The sequence below is a fragment of the Pectobacterium carotovorum genome (assembly GCA_016415585.1).
GTDB classification, from domain to species: Bacteria; Pseudomonadota; Gammaproteobacteria; order Enterobacterales; family Enterobacteriaceae; genus Pectobacterium; species Pectobacterium carotovorum_K.
Window position 1 is genome coordinate 3,639,510 of record CP066552.1, and the last position, 16,785, is coordinate 3,656,294.

The 16,785-nt window shown below is 50.3% G+C and carries 16 protein-coding genes; 12 read left to right on the top strand and 4 right to left on the bottom strand.

Annotated features, from left to right (window positions below; all coding sequences use genetic code 11):
* Positions 1 to 25: 25 nt before the first annotated feature.
* Both metC and JFY74_16270 read right to left on the bottom strand, forming a co-directional pair.
* Positions 26 to 1,195, bottom strand: coding sequence for a cystathionine beta-lyase (gene metC / locus JFY74_16265; GenBank protein QQG27614.1), 1,170 nt, complete (start codon positions 1,193 to 1,195; stop codon positions 26 to 28).
* 187 nt (positions 1,196 to 1,382) lie between these two features.
* On the bottom strand, positions 1,383 to 2,168 hold the full coding sequence (locus tag JFY74_16270; protein QQG27615.1) for an IclR family transcriptional regulator: 786 nt from the start codon (positions 2,166 to 2,168) through the stop codon (positions 1,383 to 1,385).
* A gap of 205 nt (positions 2,169 to 2,373) precedes the next feature.
* On the opposite strand from JFY74_16270, the gene JFY74_16275 reads away from it, so the two are divergent.
* The 9 genes from JFY74_16275 to JFY74_16315 all read left to right on the top strand — a co-directional run bounded on the left by JFY74_16275 (position 2,374) and on the right by JFY74_16315 (position 10,187).
* Entirely contained in the window at positions 2,374 to 3,198 is an 825-nt protein-coding gene (locus JFY74_16275; protein ID QQG30569.1) for a transporter substrate-binding domain-containing protein, read from the top strand.
* A 2-nt stretch (positions 3,199 to 3,200) separates the two neighbouring features.
* Positions 3,201 to 3,950, top strand: a complete 750-nt coding sequence (locus tag JFY74_16280; protein QQG27616.1) for an amino acid ABC transporter permease — start codon at positions 3,201 to 3,203, stop codon at positions 3,948 to 3,950.
* A complete protein-coding gene (locus JFY74_16285; GenBank protein ID QQG27617.1) occupies positions 3,947 to 4,660 on the top strand; it encodes an amino acid ABC transporter permease in 714 nt (237 codons plus the stop codon). Before JFY74_16280 ends, JFY74_16285 begins: the two co-directional genes overlap by 4 nt.
* Entirely contained in the window at positions 4,660 to 5,409 is a 750-nt protein-coding gene (locus tag JFY74_16290; GenBank protein QQG27618.1) for an amino acid ABC transporter ATP-binding protein, read from the top strand. Before JFY74_16285 ends, JFY74_16290 begins: the two co-directional genes overlap by 1 nt.
* 19 nt (positions 5,410 to 5,428) lie before the next feature.
* Entirely contained in the window at positions 5,429 to 6,298 is an 870-nt protein-coding gene (locus JFY74_16295; protein QQG27619.1) for a sulfurtransferase, read from the top strand.
* Between the two features lie 47 nt (positions 6,299 to 6,345).
* Positions 6,346 to 7,374, top strand: a complete 1,029-nt coding sequence (locus tag JFY74_16300) for a Gfo/Idh/MocA family oxidoreductase (protein ID QQG27620.1) — start codon at positions 6,346 to 6,348, stop codon at positions 7,372 to 7,374.
* Positions 7,375 to 7,750: 376 nt separating this feature from the next.
* Positions 7,751 to 8,164 (top strand): GNAT family N-acetyltransferase, encoded by a 414-nt coding sequence (locus JFY74_16305; protein ID QQG27621.1) that lies wholly within the window; start codon positions 7,751 to 7,753, stop codon positions 8,162 to 8,164.
* A 29-nt stretch (positions 8,165 to 8,193) separates the two neighbouring features.
* Positions 8,194 to 8,883, top strand: a complete 690-nt coding sequence (locus JFY74_16310) for a helix-turn-helix transcriptional regulator (GenBank protein QQG27622.1) — start codon at positions 8,194 to 8,196, stop codon at positions 8,881 to 8,883.
* 14 nt (positions 8,884 to 8,897) lie between these two features.
* Complete coding sequence (locus tag JFY74_16315; protein ID QQG27623.1) at positions 8,898 to 10,187, top strand: cytosine permease; 1,290 nt, start codon at positions 8,898 to 8,900, stop codon at positions 10,185 to 10,187.
* Between the two features lie 68 nt (positions 10,188 to 10,255).
* Here JFY74_16315 and JFY74_16320 read toward each other — a convergent pair whose 3' ends face one another.
* A complete protein-coding gene (locus JFY74_16320) occupies positions 10,256 to 11,785 on the bottom strand; it encodes an MCP four helix bundle domain-containing protein (protein ID QQG27624.1) in 1,530 nt (509 codons plus the stop codon).
* 622 nt (positions 11,786 to 12,407) lie between these two features.
* Between JFY74_16320 and JFY74_16325 the strand changes: the two genes are divergently transcribed.
* Complete coding sequence (locus JFY74_16325; protein ID QQG27625.1) at positions 12,408 to 14,273, top strand: avirulence protein; 1,866 nt, start codon at positions 12,408 to 12,410, stop codon at positions 14,271 to 14,273.
* A gap of 124 nt (positions 14,274 to 14,397) precedes the next feature.
* Here JFY74_16325 and azuC read toward each other — a convergent pair whose 3' ends face one another.
* Positions 14,398 to 14,454, bottom strand: coding sequence for a stress response protein AzuC (gene azuC, locus JFY74_16330; protein QQG30570.1), 57 nt, complete (start codon positions 14,452 to 14,454; stop codon positions 14,398 to 14,400).
* Positions 14,455 to 14,875: 421 nt separating this feature from the next.
* Between azuC and JFY74_16335 the strand changes: the two genes are divergently transcribed.
* Positions 14,876 to 16,069, top strand: a complete 1,194-nt coding sequence (locus JFY74_16335; GenBank protein ID QQG27626.1) for a multidrug efflux MFS transporter — start codon at positions 14,876 to 14,878, stop codon at positions 16,067 to 16,069.
* 311 nt (positions 16,070 to 16,380) lie between these two features.
* Positions 16,381 to 16,785, top strand: coding sequence for a biopolymer transporter ExbD (locus JFY74_16340; GenBank protein ID QQG27627.1), 405 nt, complete (start codon positions 16,381 to 16,383; stop codon positions 16,783 to 16,785).

A 16,785-nucleotide genomic window follows, 5' to 3' on the forward strand; every position in this document is an offset into this window, starting at 1 on the left:
TCGATGAAATGCCTCGAATGGCAGGCTAAGATTGGCGAATAAGGGCAAAAGCCCGTTCCAGATCGGCCAACAGATCGTCCACACTCTCTAATCCCGCATGAATACGCAGCAACGTCCCAGGATGCGCATCAGGGTGAACCGATCGGATCGGGTTCAACGGCAGGATTAGGCTTTCGTAGCCTCCCCAGGAACCGCCAATACCAAACAAGGTGAGTGCTTCAACAAACGCAGTGCGTTTGTGGCTTAACGCAGGGTGGAGCGCAAACGCAAAGAGCCCCGATGCCCCCGTGAAATCACGTTTCCACAGGGCATGTCCCGGATCGCCGGGTAACGCAGGGTGAATGACGCGGGCAACTTCTGGCTGGCGGGCAATAAATTCGGCAAGCCGAAGCCCCGTTTGATAATGACGTTCCAAGCGGACATGCAACGTGCGCAAACCGCGCTGCGCCAGATAACAATCGTCAGGGCTGGCAAGCAAACCCAGCTCATGCGTGGTCGCTTTCAGACGTTGGTAGGTTGCTTCGGTGGCAGTCACAATCCCCATCATGACATCAGAATGCCCGACAATGTATTTTGTCGCCGCCTGCACAGAGATATCTACGCCTTTAGTAAAGGGTTGAAAATACAGCGGGCTAGCCCAAGTGTTATCCATCACGACAATGGCACCATGACGATGAGCGGCCTCAGCAATGGCCGGTATATCCTGCATTTCAAACGTCATTGAACCTGGCGCTTCTGTGTATACCACGCGGGTTTCAGGTCGGAATAATTTTTCAATATCCGCCCCCAGCGCCGGATCGTAAAACTCGACGTTGATACGAAATCTTTTCAGCAGCGTGCCAGCAATCTGGCGAACCGGGCCATAGACGCTGTCAGGCACCAGCACATGATCATCTGCCGAGGTAAACGCTAAAATGGCTGTCGCGCACGCGGACACGCCGGAGGGATAAACAAAGGATTTATAGCCGCCTTCCAGCTCTGCGATGGCCTCTTGCAACGACTTCGTGGTTGGAGTGCCGTGGCGGCCGTAGAAGAGTTCTGGCTCATCGAAAGAGGTTTGCTGGCGCTGTTTACTGTCCCACTCCGCCATCGAACTACAAATTACCGTGGATGTACGGTAGACCGGTGTATTAACCGCACCAAGAAAATCATCTGGATGGCGTCCGGCATGGATAACCTTCGTTTCAGGTTTCATGATAAATCGTGTTCTCGTTGATGGGCTGGCCCCGATTCCTCTCTTTTTACCAGTCTGCCGCAACCCATCCCTAAATCAACAACTATCTTCAATTTTGCATATACAGCAATATTACATCATATTCCGAATTGACCTTAACCTGATGTCACACGGTGAGAGACACGCCGGAACGCGCAGTCTCATCCGATTATTCCATGATAAATTTATTCGCTTCTTCACGCACCAGCACACCCAACGCATCGAGGTCTTCGGTGTGAATACGTACGGTTGGGCCAGAAACGCCAACGGCGCCAATAACGTAACCGTTGCGATCGAACAAGGGCGCAGCCGCACCGCGAATACCCAAATGAAACTCTTCATCATGCAGTGCATAACCCTGCTGTGCGATAGTCTGTAGCGCCATCTGAAAGAGACGTGGGTCGGTGATGGTGTGCTCCGTTTGCACCTGCAATTGATCGGGTAAGGGTGCTCCCGCCAGCGCCAGAAAAATCCGGCCAATCGCGGTATACGCCAGAGGTGCCAGAGTGCCAGGACGGCTATCAACCCGCAAAGAGTAGCTGGATTCGATCGTATCCAGATATAAAACCTGTTCATCTGCCAGAATCGATAAATGTACCGCTTCTCCGGTACGGGCAGATAGACGTTCCAGAACCGGACGAGCGCACACGCGCAGGCTTTTCTTTGGGCGCACGGTATTCGGTCTATCGGCCAATTTTGGCCCCAGCACAAAGCTGCGGCGCTCGCCGGATTGCGCATAGCCCGCCTGAGCCAGCGTTTGCAGAATACGTGACGCGCTGCTTTTATCGATTGCGAGCACATCAGCGACATCGCTAGTTCGCACCGTTTGGTTGTGCATCAGCAAATCCAGTGCCGCCAGACCTTTTGTCAGCGTCTTAAGCTCCCCTTTTACATTTTCAGTTCGAGTCGCCTCTTCAGCTATGTTCGCCACAAGCTGGACGTTGCGGGTTTTCACGTTTCCATTCTCTCCATTTAACGGGCATATACAAAAAGTTGATATATATACAACTTAATCGAATGTTGATTTTATTGACACAAAATGGCAGTTCCCCCTACATTCCCCTCTATCTGTGGGCTGCCTCGTTAGCAAAATATATCAGAGGCTCTTATCTTAACTAAGGTAAATTGATCATATGTCAAAAACAATGCTGAGTTCTCTGATGACCTTGAGTGGTGTTGCGCTTACCGCATCATTCATTCCCACGATTGCCCACGCTGACGTACTGGAAAAAATCGCCGATCGCGGTGTGATTTCAGTCTGTACTAACGTCAACAACCCGCCACTGGCCTTTCTCGAGTCATCGGGGGAAACCAAAGGCCTGCACATCGATCTGCTGAACGACTTTACTCAACGCCTGTCCACGCAACTGGGTAAAACGGTCAAAGTCGATCTGGTGCCTGTTCTGCCCGCAAACCGCGTGCAATTCTTGCAACAGGGCAAATGCGACATCCTGTTTACCTCACTGACGGTTAGCGAAGAGCGTAAGAAACTGGTTCAGTTTGTCAAACCTTACTATTATGCCGCAGGCCCAGCGCTGCTGACGAAAAAAGGCGTGACTTTCTCGAACTGGGAAGAGGTGAAAGGCAAAGCGATTTGTAGCAATCAGGGATCGAGCTGGAACGTCCCGTTAGAACAGAAGCTTGGCGCGAACATCGTTGCTTTCCAGACTCAGCAGGAAGTCGATCAGTCCTTACGTGACGGTCGCTGTGCCGCGCTGGTATCCGATGACAGTTATCTTCAGGCTCGTTTTCTTAACGACAAAGAAGGCATCTGGAAAGATTACATCATCCAGAACCTGACACCGTTTACCGAAGGCCCGTGGGGTCTGGCCGTTCGCTTTAACGAGCCGCAGTTTACCCACTTCATTTCCGATGTGATCAAAGACTGGAACAAGCAAGGCACCATCATTGAATTGGCCAAAAAATGGGGACTGAAACCGGCACCGTTTGCCGTAAAAGCCCACGAAGAAGCGATTAAGCTGTAACAATGATGTTATTTATCGCCGATGGGTTTAAAGCGCTCTACGAGCAAACAGGCTGGAACTTTTCGGTGTTTTACAACGCATGGGAAGCCCGTAAATACTTTACGGGGCTTACCCTTGCCGTTGAGCTGGCAGTCTGGTCGCTCCTCGGCTCAATGCTCATTGGCTTTCTCTGCGTGTTTGCCAGACAGTCCAGCCTGCGGCCTTTGCGCTGGCTGGTCACTGCCTATGTCGAACTATTTAGGAATACACCGGGGCTCGCCCAGCTCTACTTTTTATTCTTTGGTATCGGCTCCTACTTCCATCTTTCCACCTACGGACAAAACGGCGAACTGCCGCTGGTCTCGCCGTTTCAATTCGTAGTTATCGCCCTGTCATTGCAATACGGCGCCTTTGTTGCAGAGATCCTGCGGGCGGGTATTGAAGCTGTGCCGAGAACGACCGTCGAAGCGGCAGAATCCCTCGGTTACAACCGCACCCGCGCCATGGTTCATATCATTTTGCCGCTGGCCTTTCGCACCAGCCTGCCTGCGCTGGGTAATAACATGGCTCAGATCGTCAAAAGCACCGCGCTTGCCTATGCCATCGCGGTGCCTGAAGCCCTGTATGTGGCACATGAAATCTGGACGGAACACTTCAATGTGCTCGAAATGATGAATGTGGTGCTGCTCAGCTATTTGGGATTAATGGGCATATTCACCCTGCTGGTGAAACTGCTGGAGCATTGGCTAAAAGTACCGGGGCTAGGACGATGACGATCATAGACGCAATTTTCCCCGCGGGTAGCGCTTCCGCGGTACTACTTCCCTGGCTGCCGCTGATTCTAAAAGGGTTCGGACTCAATTTACTCATTTCGATTCTGAGTATGGCGATTGGCATGCTGGCCGGTACGCTGCTGGGCGCAGCCCAGATGGCCAATGTTGCGATTATCCGGCTGCCCGCTCGCATTCTGACCTTATTCTTTCGCAACAGCCCTTGGCTGGTCATCATGTTTTACGTGATGTTCCTGCTGCCGTTTGAGATCAAGATTGCAGGTACGTGGTTCAGCTTTCCCGACTGGGTGAAAGCCGTTGTGGCACTGGCTATCCCCGTCAGTGGCTATACCTCGGAGATTGTGCGCGGTGGGCTGAAATCCATCCCCACGACACAGTGGGAAGCCGCTGCCGCCCTTGCCTTTGGTAGCGTTCGCACCACGCTCACGATCATTTTACCGCAGGCGATACGCCAGATGGTACCGCCCACCATGAACCTCTATTGTTCAGTGGTCATGGCAACATCGTTGGCCAATGTGGTCGGCGTGCAGGAAGTTATGACGATCACCCAAACGATTCTAACCACGGAAACACGCCCCGGCCTGATTCTGCCAGCCTATGGCATTACGCTGATCCTCTTTTTTGCCTTTGTTTTTCCGATCTCGCTATTTTCACGCCGTTTAGAACGGACGTGGCAATTTGGAACCCGCTGATGACTGATACGCATACGCCACCTGCACAGGTAATCCTGACTGATGTTCATAAATCCTTTGGCAAAACAAACGTGCTGAGCGGTATTTCCCTGTCCGTCGCCCGTTCGGAAATTGTTTGCATCATCGGCCCTTCCGGCTCCGGCAAATCCACGTTGCTGCGCTGCATCAATGCACTGGCTCCCATCAATGCAGGCTCGATCACCGTCGGTGGCATTGAGGTGAACGATCCCAAGCTGGATGCGCTGGCACTGCGACGTAAGGTAGGAATGGTTTTCCAGAGCTACAACCTCTTTCCGCATCGTACCGTGCTGGAAAACATCATGATGGCCCCTATACAGGTGTTAAAACAGCCAGCGCGAGACGTGGAAGCGCGCGCCCGTGAGCTGTTGGCAAAAGTGCATCTGGAAGCCAAGGCCAGCGCCTATCCGGGCGAACTGTCCGGCGGGCAACAGCAGCGCGTAGCCATTGCGCGGGCGCTATGTATGAACCCAGAAGTGATGATGTTTGATGAAGTAACAGCAGCGCTAGACCCTGAAATGGTCAAAGAAGTGCTGACCACCATTCAGGATGTGGCGCGTGATGGCATGACTTGCATTTTGGTCACCCACGAAATGCGCTTTGCCCGCGAGGTTGCCGACCGAATTTACTTTACCGACAAAGGAAAAATCGTCGAAAGCAACACACCGCAGGCATTCTTTGATCATCCACAGGACCCTCGGACACAAGCCTTTCTGGACAAGGTGCTGTGAGAGTAACGGACAAAACACGATGAAGACGTCACATGCTGACGGGCTGGTGAGTACCGAATGGCTCGCCGCCCACCTGACCGACCCCGATATATTGATTTTTGACTGTACCACCCGTTTAGTTCCTGATGAAAAAACGCTATACCGCGCAGAGCCGGCACGGGCTGATTTTCATGCTGGTCATATCCCCGGCGCGCAGTTTATTGATGTACAAACCGACCTGTCTGATAACACCCACCGCTATAAATACATGCTCCCCACGCCAGAAAACTTCGCTGCCGCCATGACGCGCTTTGGCGTTCGTCCCGACACTCGCGTTGTGGTTTATTCCAGCGCCGATCCGTGGTGGGCGACTCGCGTCTGGTGGCTGTTACGCGTTTTTGGCTTTGATAACGTCGCCGTGCTGGATGGCGGATTACAAAAATGGCAGCGTGAATGTCTGCCGCTGGAAAGTGGCGAAGGCCGCCATCGTCCAGCAGGTGAGTTCATCGCTTCGCTGCGTCCGCACCTGATTGCCGAGAAAACTGAAGTGCAGGCCGCCATCGGTAACCAACATATTTGTATCCTTAGCGCACGCCAGCCCGCGCAGTTCTCCGGCGCAGAGGGGAACAATTACGGTCGTGCCGGACGCATCACTGGTAGCCATAATTTGCCTGCCGCCAGCCTGTTCGATGCCGACAGTGGAACCTATCTTCCGCTGGTTCGGCTGCGTGAGGCCGCTGCCGCGCTCGATCTCGATAATAAAAAAGTCATTGCCTATTGCGGACACGGCGTAGCTGCCAGTGCCGACGTTTTTGTCCTGACGTTACTCGGCCATCCTAATGTCGCCCTTTACGATGCCTCGCTGTCCGAATGGGCAGACGCGGACGAACTCCCCATGACCGTCGGTTAATGGCCTGCAATAGCTCATGATTACCGAATAATTACTGGAGAACCATTTTGATTTCTATCGGACTTATTGGTGCCGGGCGCATTGCCTCGGTACACGCTCAGCACCTGAAAAACCACCCATTTGCACGCCTGGTTGCTGTCACCGACCCCGTAGCGGCGCGGGCAGAAGCGATTGCCGCCGAGCACGGTGCGCGTGTATTCCCTGACGCGGAGGCCATCATTGCGGCTCATGACATTGATGCCGCCATCATCGCGTCATCAACGGAAACCCATTGCCCGCTAATGCTGGCGGCCGTGCGAGCAGGAAAAAAGGTGTATTGCGAAAAGCCGCTGGCCTCAACGCTGGCAGAAGCTCACCGCACGCTGATTGAACTAGGTGAACAGCAGCAGCAGGTGATGGTCGGCTTTAATCGCCGTTTCGATCGTAACCATGCAGCAATACAAACAGACATTACACAGGGGCGTCTGGGCCGATTACAGACCGTGCAAATCACGTCACGCGGCCCTAACGGAATTCCCTCTCTGGAATATCTGCGCGTTTCCGGCGGCCTGTTTTATGACAAGATGATCCACTTCTTTGATCTGGTGCGCTGGTTAACCGGTGAAGAAGTTACGGATATCGCGGCCTTCGGTTCAGTGATTGCCGACCCGCTGTTTCTTGAAGCTAACGACGTCGATACTGCGATGGTGACACTGCGCACCGCCAGCGGGGCGCTTTGCCAAATCGATAACGCCCGTCGCGCCGTATATGGCTATGACGATCGTATTGAAGTGTTTGGTACTGGCGGGCTGGCTGAATCATCACGCATTACCGAGGGCAGCGTCATGCGTATTTTTGATGACAAAGTCCTGACGGAAGGGCTGCCGAAAGATCCTATGATCCGCATGGCACCAAGCTATGCGGCCGCGATTCAGACTTTTACGGTATTTGTGCGCAATGCTGGTACGCCAGAAGCCATTTCCGTTCCCGGCGTTTATGATGGACTGCGCGCTCAAATGATGGCAGAAGCCGCAACGCGTGCCGCGGCAGAACGTCGCATTGTTTCTCTGGCGGAAATTGAGGCAGAAATAAGTTAAAGATATGCAGGATAAAGGAGGTCGGATTTATCATGGCCTCCACCTTGTTTTTAGTCAGCATATTGTGTTTAGCCAGCATCGGTTTTCAAGAAGATCAGCAAGTAATTACCCCCCCTCATAAAAAACACATTTTTCGACAAAACATACATTTTCATTATAAATGATCTGGTATTTTCCCTGGTGAGGCAAATACGTGCTTACTTTCTGATTATCATCAAAATACAATCAATGCTTATCAGATTATGCTGTTTATCATAGAGTAATATAGCCACCTAAAAACGAGTGAAATTCACTCTTGCCTAAATATATTTGATATGATAAGAAGCATTCACATTGGAAGTATAATTTAGCGTGCTAATAATGAGGTTTTATTGTAATGAATCTACATATTACTAACACACCAGATTCGGATGAAGAAGAATTTGTAATAGCAAGCCTTTGGAAACACAATGAACAGTACGAAGCTGTTGATATTTCCCCTCTCTTTTTAAATTTCAAAGACGATGAAAACAATATTATCGCAGGGTTAATCTCCAGAACCTGGTGGGGTGCATTAGAAGTTCAATATCTTTGGGTCAGCGAGAAATATCGTAAAAGTGGACTTGGCCGCCAACTTATGCAGGCTGCTGAAAAAGAAGCATTAAAGCGTGGTTGCCATCTGGCTTATGTGGATACATTCGGATTTCAGGCGAAGGGATTTTACGAAAAATTGGGCTACAAAGAATATGGGAACCTGCCGGGATATGCGCACAAGCATACTCGACATTACTTAGCTAAATTGATCCGCTGAATTAATTCCAGCCTATTAAGGAGGGCAGGATGCCATCATCACAAGCAAACATGACTGATTATATTCGTAATTTGATTATTATGATGGAATGTTTAAATGAACCATGGGGTATTAAAGATTTATCATCACGCCATGTTTACATGAATAAAGCCGCTTACCTTTATACCAATACGCCAATGCGTTTTGATATTGAAGGACGACTAGATGATGAATTTCCTGCCAGTTGGGCGGAACTTTCTGACGATTTAAAAGAACACGATAGGCTAACAGAAAATAGTGAACAGAGAGTCACTGTTATAGAAACACACTATTGGTATGGAAAGAAAACACTGACGCCCTTCGTCAGTGAAAAGATCCCCATCTTTGATGAAAATAAGCTTTGCATTGGTACGATGTGGAATGCCAGGCCTCTGGATACGCGGTCTCCGCTCATCTATATAGACCAAAAGAAGCCGACCACGTTACAAACCGAATTAACAACCAGTATTTTCACCCAATCAGAACTGGATATTATCTTCTTGATACTACAACGTTTATCAAATAAAGAAATAGCCAGAAAAATGAACATATCACCAAAAACAATCGAGAACAGAATATATAATATGTATCAAAAAGCAGAGGCGCATTCTTTACCTCAATTTGAGGAATTTTGTCGCCATCTTGGAATCGATGGTTATATTCCTAACTCTCTCATCGAGAAAGGCATTCAATTTATATAAGAGAACCTATCCACATGGAAAAAATAGATGACTACCCAGTCAGCCGCGTTCCGCTGAGTGTCCGGCTGCCTTTTTTAAATGTGGCATTAGTGCACATCGGCATGTTAACCGCGCTAGACCAGTTTATGTTAGGTGCGGTGCTCGGCCACTCAATGACGCTGAGCCAGGCATTTCTCGCCATCTTTATTGGCAGCGCCATTTTTGGCGTGGTGACCGTGGGGCTGGGCTACGCAGGAATGAAAGAAGGCATGTCGGGCAGCCTGCTCGCACGCTGGTGCGGCTTTGGCCGTATTGGTTCCGTCCTGATTGGGCTGGTGATCGCCGTTAGCCTCATCGGCTGGTTCGGCGTCCAGAACGCCGTATTCGCCAAGGCGCTTAACTTTGCGATGGCGGATAAGCTCGGTTTTGGCTGGTCTGCTGCGCTGTCCGGTATTGCGCTAACGCTGCTGGTTGCCTTTGGTTTCAGGGCGTTACGCTTTACGGCCAAAATCGCCGTGCCGATGTTTGTCATCGTCGTCGGCTATATCTCGATCATGACGCTCTCCGGCCACAATATTGCTGAACTGATCGCCTCCGCACCTAACGGTGAAGCCATTTCCATTAGCGCTGGCGCGACGATGGTCGTAGGCGGCTGTATCGTCGCGAGTTTGATTACGCCCGATATGACGCGCTATTCCCAAAAAGGAAAACACGTTTTCTGGATGACGATGCTGTCGATTATCGTCGGGGAATTTATGGTGAATGGCCTCGCCATCATTATTGCCCGTGCGCTCAATACCGCAGACGTTGTGACGATCATGTCTCAGGCAGCGGGCGGCATCGGGCTGATTGCCGTGATATTTTCAACACTGAGGGTGAACGATATCAATCTTTATTCCTCCTCTTTGGGAATCGCCAATGCGATAGAAGGCGTCACGGGGAAGAAATTACGCTATGTCTCGATCACGCTGGTCATTGGCGTCATCGGCACACTGCTTTCGGTAGCGGGTATTCTGGACCGCTTTATTGATTTCCTGACGCTATTAGGCGTGCTGTTCCCACCGATTATCGGGGTGATGCTGGTTGATTATTATATTTTGCGCACCCACAAGACATTGCTCGAAACCAGCCGTGCCGAAGGCCAATTACCCGACAGCGCACAAACGCCGCTGATTGGCTGGCCGGCTATTATTGCCAGCATTGTCGGCGCCATCGTCGGATTAGCCTTTGAGTGGGGCGTACCGGCGTTTAATTCGCTGATCGTGGCCAGCATATTGTACTGGGCAATGAAAAGCATCCCTCACCCGCTACGCCAACCTGCATAGCGAGAAAGTCAGCCCATGGGATGAATGTCCAATGGGCTGGTTTACCACGAAGGATTATGCACGAATGGTTAGGCAGTACGGAACACTGCCACCGCTTTACTCAGCTCTTCGGTACGTTCAAATAATGATTCTGCGGCAGAAGCAGCCTCATTGACCAGCGCCGCGTTCTGCTGTGTTACCACTTCCATCTGGTTGATCGCCGTATTGATCTGCTCAATGCCAATACTTTGCTCATTGCTTGCCTCTGAGATTTCAGCAACCAGTAATGCAACACGCTGAATATCTTCAACCACAACGTGCATGGTATCGCCCGCTTCCCGCACGAAGCTACGGCCTTTCGTCACCTGATTGACGGAGTTACCGATCAGATCGTTGATCTCTTTAGCAGCGCTGGCACTGCGTTGAGCCAGACTGCGAACTTCGCCAGCCACCACGGCAAAACCACGACCCTGTTCCCCTGCCCGCGCGGCTTCCACCGCCGCGTTCAATGCCAGGATATTGGTTTGGAAAGCGATACCATCAATCACGCTGATGATATTGGTAATTTTTTCAGCAGATGTCACGATATCCTCCATGGTGGTAATGACGTTCGTCATCATTTTCCCGCCATCCACTGCACGTTTAGACGCCGTAGTTGCTAGTCCATTGGCATTTTTGGCATTAATCGCATTTTGCTTAACCGAAGAGGTCATCTGCTCCATCGACGCCGCCGTCTCCTCGAGCGAGCTAGCCTGCTGCTCTGTACGCGAAGACAAATCAATATTCCCGCTGCTGATCTGGCCCGATGCCGTGGCAATCACATCCACATTACTGTGCACGCGATCCACAATATTAGTCAGGTTCGACACCATATCTTTCATCGCCTGTTGAAGCTGCCCCATTTCATCTTTTGAAGTTACTTCAATAGGATGGGTCAGATCGCCTTCTGCAACTTTACGTGCTAACCCAACGGCGTTCTGTACTGGAACAGCAATCGACATAATTAACCGCCATCCCAGCAGGATCACAACAACGACACCGGCAAGAAATGTAACCACTACGGCTATCAATATTTTGGTGAAATCATGCTGAGAGGAAACATAAAGCTCATTACCCACCTCTGATTGAATCCGGATCAAATCATCCATCAACTTTTGAAGAGGAATATAATCATCTTTTAACGAGGCGTTAATAATACGTTCAAGCGTATTTTTATCTTTATTTTCAATCGATTTAACGGCGGCACCCAGCACATTTTCATCATAGTTTTTTCGCAATACATCGTACTCTTTTTCCAGCGTTTGCTCATCACCCGTTAAATAGGTTTTGCTATACAATAACCATTGTGCATCAGCCACTTTTCTTGCTTTTGATATATTTTCTAGTGCCTTTTTTGTTCGCTCAATGTTGGCAATATCTGCACTGGCAATTTCAAACATCACGCTACTCGTCTGGCGAGTCACATTATCAAGATACCCCAATGCGATAAGCCGATCGTTATACATCGTTTTTAAAGATTGATTTGAACTATTTATCCCCGAAAGACCAATAATAGAAACGACTAATAATAAAACCGCCATCAGTAGCATAACTGATATAAGCCTAAATTTTATACTCATCAAAGCACCAAAAAACAACATGAAAGTAATGTTATATCGACAGGTAAAATAAAAAACTTACATTAATCAAAAAATAATATTTTTATACTGACTTACACATAAAAATCATGATTTAATCAAGATAAAATCAATGCAAAGAAACAGTTATTCTTTATAAAAACCATGTGGCGCTATAAACTATCTTATCTTTATTTAATCACCATCACTGTCACATTTATTTCTCTTCCTCTACGAGACAATCCCTTTATTTATTTTTTAACAATGGCTAGCGATCACTGACTTACCCTGCCAATGATTCACAACAGAGTTTGCGTTAAGTATTGCACGCCTCACCAGAGGCCAGAAATTCAGATATGCCATCGTCTTAAAATTGTAATATAATCAATGGGTCCTTATTTGGGGCATACAAGTACTACTTAAGTAAAAATAGGCCATGATGGCCTGAGGATTGCCGTTGAATACTGGCGATGATGGGACTTTTTTCCATACATCATCAGTATGCAAAAAGGCAAAATAGCTATGGTTATCCCAATAGCTTTCGAGGGGCAGAGCCAAACGTTGTCGTATTGAACAACGTGCCTGCAACTGGAAAGATAGCGGGTATATGCTAGGAAAAGGATTTATGCCAAAGATAAAAACATGTCTCACGCCGCTAAACTGTCTACTCGTTTTAAGTGGCGCATTAATGGTCAATACGGCAAACGCCGCTGAAGCCTGTGTCGCGGGTAACTGGCAGGTGGATAGTTCCATCACCGATATGCCTTCCGTGAAATACCAGACTGAGCACTTTGCCTTCCGCTGGAATAATAACGACGTTAACCGCAATGATGCCGTTGCCGCAGGGCAGAAACTGGAGCAAATTTGGGATAAGTTCATTAACCAAATTCAGTTCCCTGAGCCTTATTGCAAACAGACCGTGAAATATAAAGCCAATATTCACATCGACCCGACCTTTGGGCTTAGCGGCGGGATTGCAGGTGGTGGCAGCATGGGAATGTGGATCGGCCCTGCGTCACTCAAGGATAACTGGGGGCTGGCGCACGAATTTACCCATGCGCTGCAAGGGCAAACTGGCGGCTTCCAGAGTGCGGGCGATAACTACGTTGGCTGGATTTGGGAATCCCACGCGAACTGGATGACGCACCAGATGGATGAATTCCGCGGTACGTCGGCACACTGCTCAGAAATGCAGGTCAACTATTCGCATATTTATCTGGGTTCAACACGTAACCGTTACTGCAACTGGCAGTTTATGGAATATGTGAAGAACCGCTTTGGCTATGGTGCCATCAACGATATGTGGGCAAAAGCACCGAAATGGGGCGAAAGCGGTCAGTCTACCGCCGATCCGCTGTCTATTCTGCGCACCAACATGGGCTGGAGCCAGTCTGAATTCAACGATGTCTTCGGCGACTGGGCGATGCACAACGTCAACTGGGATTACATCGATCCAGACGGTTTCGACCGTGGCCGTTTTTACCGCTCAACCTATGGCAGCTATGGTGCGGTGCAACCCAACCAGAATAACGCTGACCGTTTGCTGAGAACCACCGCACTTGAGCCGGTTGTCGGTGCCAGCGCCAGCCTTCGCCGCTTCTCCGTACCGTTCGATCAGGCTCCGCAGCAGTTAGGCTATAACATCGTCAAACTTATCCCAGAAAGCGGTGCGACGAAAATCACCGTTAAATTCCGTGGCATGGTGCAGAGTAAATCGGCCATTACCCGCTTCCCTGGGTTGAAGAACGATCCGGCGACCATGCCACAGCCGAATTCCGACTGGCGCTGGGGTATTGTCGCTATCGGGTCGGACGGCGTTTCTCGCTACAGTGAATTGCAGCGCGGCGCGTCTGCCACGGTGAAAAATTTCACTATTCGTCAGGACGATCGCGGCATTTACATGGTGGTCATGGGTACACCGTCGCAAATGCAGAAGATCAAGTGGGATCAGGCTTACTACTCCCTTTATCGCTACCCGTGGATGGCTGATTTCACCGGCGTCTGGCCGGAAGGTAGCCAGCCTGGTGCGCCGAATCCAACCGCTAACGGTTCTCGTCACGCAAACGGCGGCGGCTGGGTATCGAACTCAGCCAATGTTGCCCCTACCGCGTACGTCGGGCCTTATGCTCGCGTTATCGGCGGGACGGTGAGAGATAACGCCAGAATTGAAGATCGTGCAACGATTCTGAGCGGAACGGTGGAAGGTCGCGCTGTTGTTGGCGGCCTGACGGTGCTACAGGGTAATACCGTGGTACGCGATAACGCGCGGCTGCATACGGTCTTCATGGGGCCGGGTGCGTTTGAGCGCGGTATTGTGCTGTCAGGCAATGCGCAAATGCGTGGAGATGCGGAAATTCGCGGCGCTTCTGCATCACAAGGCGTGTTCTATGGCTTTATTGATGATGAGGAAGTCAGAAGCAGCGCAGCCGGTGCTTACCTGACCGATGCCGTGCCAGAAGTGACGGCCGTTCCGGTTTACAGCACGAAGTAATATCACGACAGAAAGGGGAACTGACTCAGAACCACGTTATGTTGATTCTCAAAATAAGTCGGCCCCATAAATAAACAGGCCGCCCTATTGGCGGCCTGTTTCATACGATGCATAGCACAGACTCTTAGAACAGTGCGCCGGGCGGCACGTCTTTATAGGTATTCAGGTAAGCCGCCAGCATTTTTTTAAAGAAGTTACGCACTTTTTTCACCTTGGTTTTACTTAACGTATTGTTTAATTAAGCGATGGAATGACTTTTTAGCGATGACTTGTCTTAATGGCGCAGTGCCCCGCTTTATGGGGATGAATTGTACATGCTTGTTGAGAAAAAGCACATTTTTTGTGACGCAAGTCACACAATGAAATTCACCGATACTTTCCCCAGTCCGCACTTACCCACGATTATTTTCTTTTGTTGCGAATCATTACCATCAGCGACCAATACGCCGCTGGCTATGCTATGCTCATGATGAAAGACGAAATTTTAGTCACTGTCCGTTATTAATTGAGCGCCATTCACTGTCGGTTAGCACACTTTTTTACGCGCAGTCACCACGGTTTCGCCATTGGTTATTCGCTGATGAAGGCCCATTCCTACCCCCATGGAAACCTGGAAACTTAACCTCTTCTCTGCCTGGCTGGGATGTTTTTTCACCGGGCTGGCCATGAGCCAGATATTACCCTTCTTGCCGCTGTACATTGAGCAGCTTGGCGTTCACTCGCACGAGTCGCTGAGTCTGTGGTCCGGTTTGATCTTCAGTTCGTCTTTTCTCATCTCAGCCGCCGTTGCGCCACTGTGGGGAAGCCTCGCCGATCGTAAAGGGCGAAAGCTCATGCTGCTACGCGCCGCACTTGGCATGGCGATCGTGATGTCATTGCAGGGGCTGGCGACCAACGTATGGCAACTGTTCATCCTACGGTCACTCATGGGGCTGACCTCCGGGTACATTCCCAACGCGATGGCGCTGATTGCCTCACAGGTTCCGCGTGAAAAAAGCGGCTGGGCACTAGGTATGCTATCGACCGGGCAGATTGCTGGCGTTATTCTCGGCCCCTTATTCGGCGGCTTTATGGCCGACTATATCGGGCTACGCATCGTCTTTTTCATCACCGGTGGCCTGTTGTTTATCAGCTTCCTGATTACGCTTTTCGCCATTAAAGAGAGCGTGGTTAAGGTCACCAAAGAGAATCGACTCAGCGGAAAAGCCGTCTTCGCTTCGCTGCCGTATCCGGCACTCATCATCTGCCTGTTCATTACGACAATGATGATCCAGATGGCGAACGGCTCCATCAGCCCGATCCTGACGCTGTTCATCCGCGATCTGGCTCCCGGCACGGACAACATTGCCTTTATCAGCGGCGTGATTGCGGCCATTCCCGGCGTATCCGCCCTGCTATCCGCACCGCGACTTGGCCGTTTAGGTGACCGAATCGGCGCACATCGCGTCCTGATCGCCGCACTGGCGATCAGCGTACTGCTGTTCCTGGTCATGGCGATGGTACAAAGCCCTACACAGCTCGGCATACTGCGCTTTCTGCTGGGCTTTGCCGATGGCGCACTGATGCCAACCGTGCAGGCACTGCTGGTCAAATACAGCAGTCAGCAGGTGACGGGCCGTATCTTCGGCTATAACCAGTCATTCATGTATCTGGGCAACGTCCTCGGGCCGCTGGTGGGTTCCGGCGTCTCCGCCCTGATGGGCTTCCGCTGGGTATTCGTCATCACCGCCTGTCTGGTGCTGTGCAACACAATCCAACTCTTTTTCGCCTTCAGGAAACCGCGCGGAAAAGGATAACGCTCCAGCTAAAAGACAATTCTCCGGCCAGTGATTCCACTGGCCATTCATTTTTCTCAGTTAGCGCCCACCACATGTGCCCTCCCCTTTCTCAGGGTATTCCCCCCCCTTTGTTATAAATGATGTAAAAACATCAAAAAAACTTATTTTTTGACAAAAAATTACCACCAATGCGTATCCAAATGAAAAATTAATCACATAAATGTAAAAAAAATTAAACAAACCCTACCTATATTGGCTGCTTTGTTTCGGCGCCACGCGAATTGCCCTGTTCAGAAATGCAGACATTCGCGCCTGTAGGGAAGTGAGTAATGAGAAACTGGAACGAACCAAAGAAGCAAAAAGCCCACATCGATTTGGTTCCCATGATCGATGTGATGATGTTCCTACTGGTCTTCTTTGTGTTGATCAGCATGAACGTCATTCCCGCGCTAGGTCTGAAAACGCAGCTCCCCGCCGCAGGCAGCGCACAACAACTTAAGCCGCAGAAAAAAGCGATCATCACGCTTGGCGCACAGGATCATCTTGAGCTGGACGGACAGCCGATGGCACTGAGCGATCTCGTGACGACGCTGCAACAGCAGCAGCAAGACCAGCAAACCACCATCATTATCAACAGCGATAAAAGCGTCGAGGTTGAGCGTCTGGTAGCCGTCATGGATACCCTGCGTCAGGGTGGGTTCTCGTCCATTTCTATCGCTACCCGGAAATTGTGA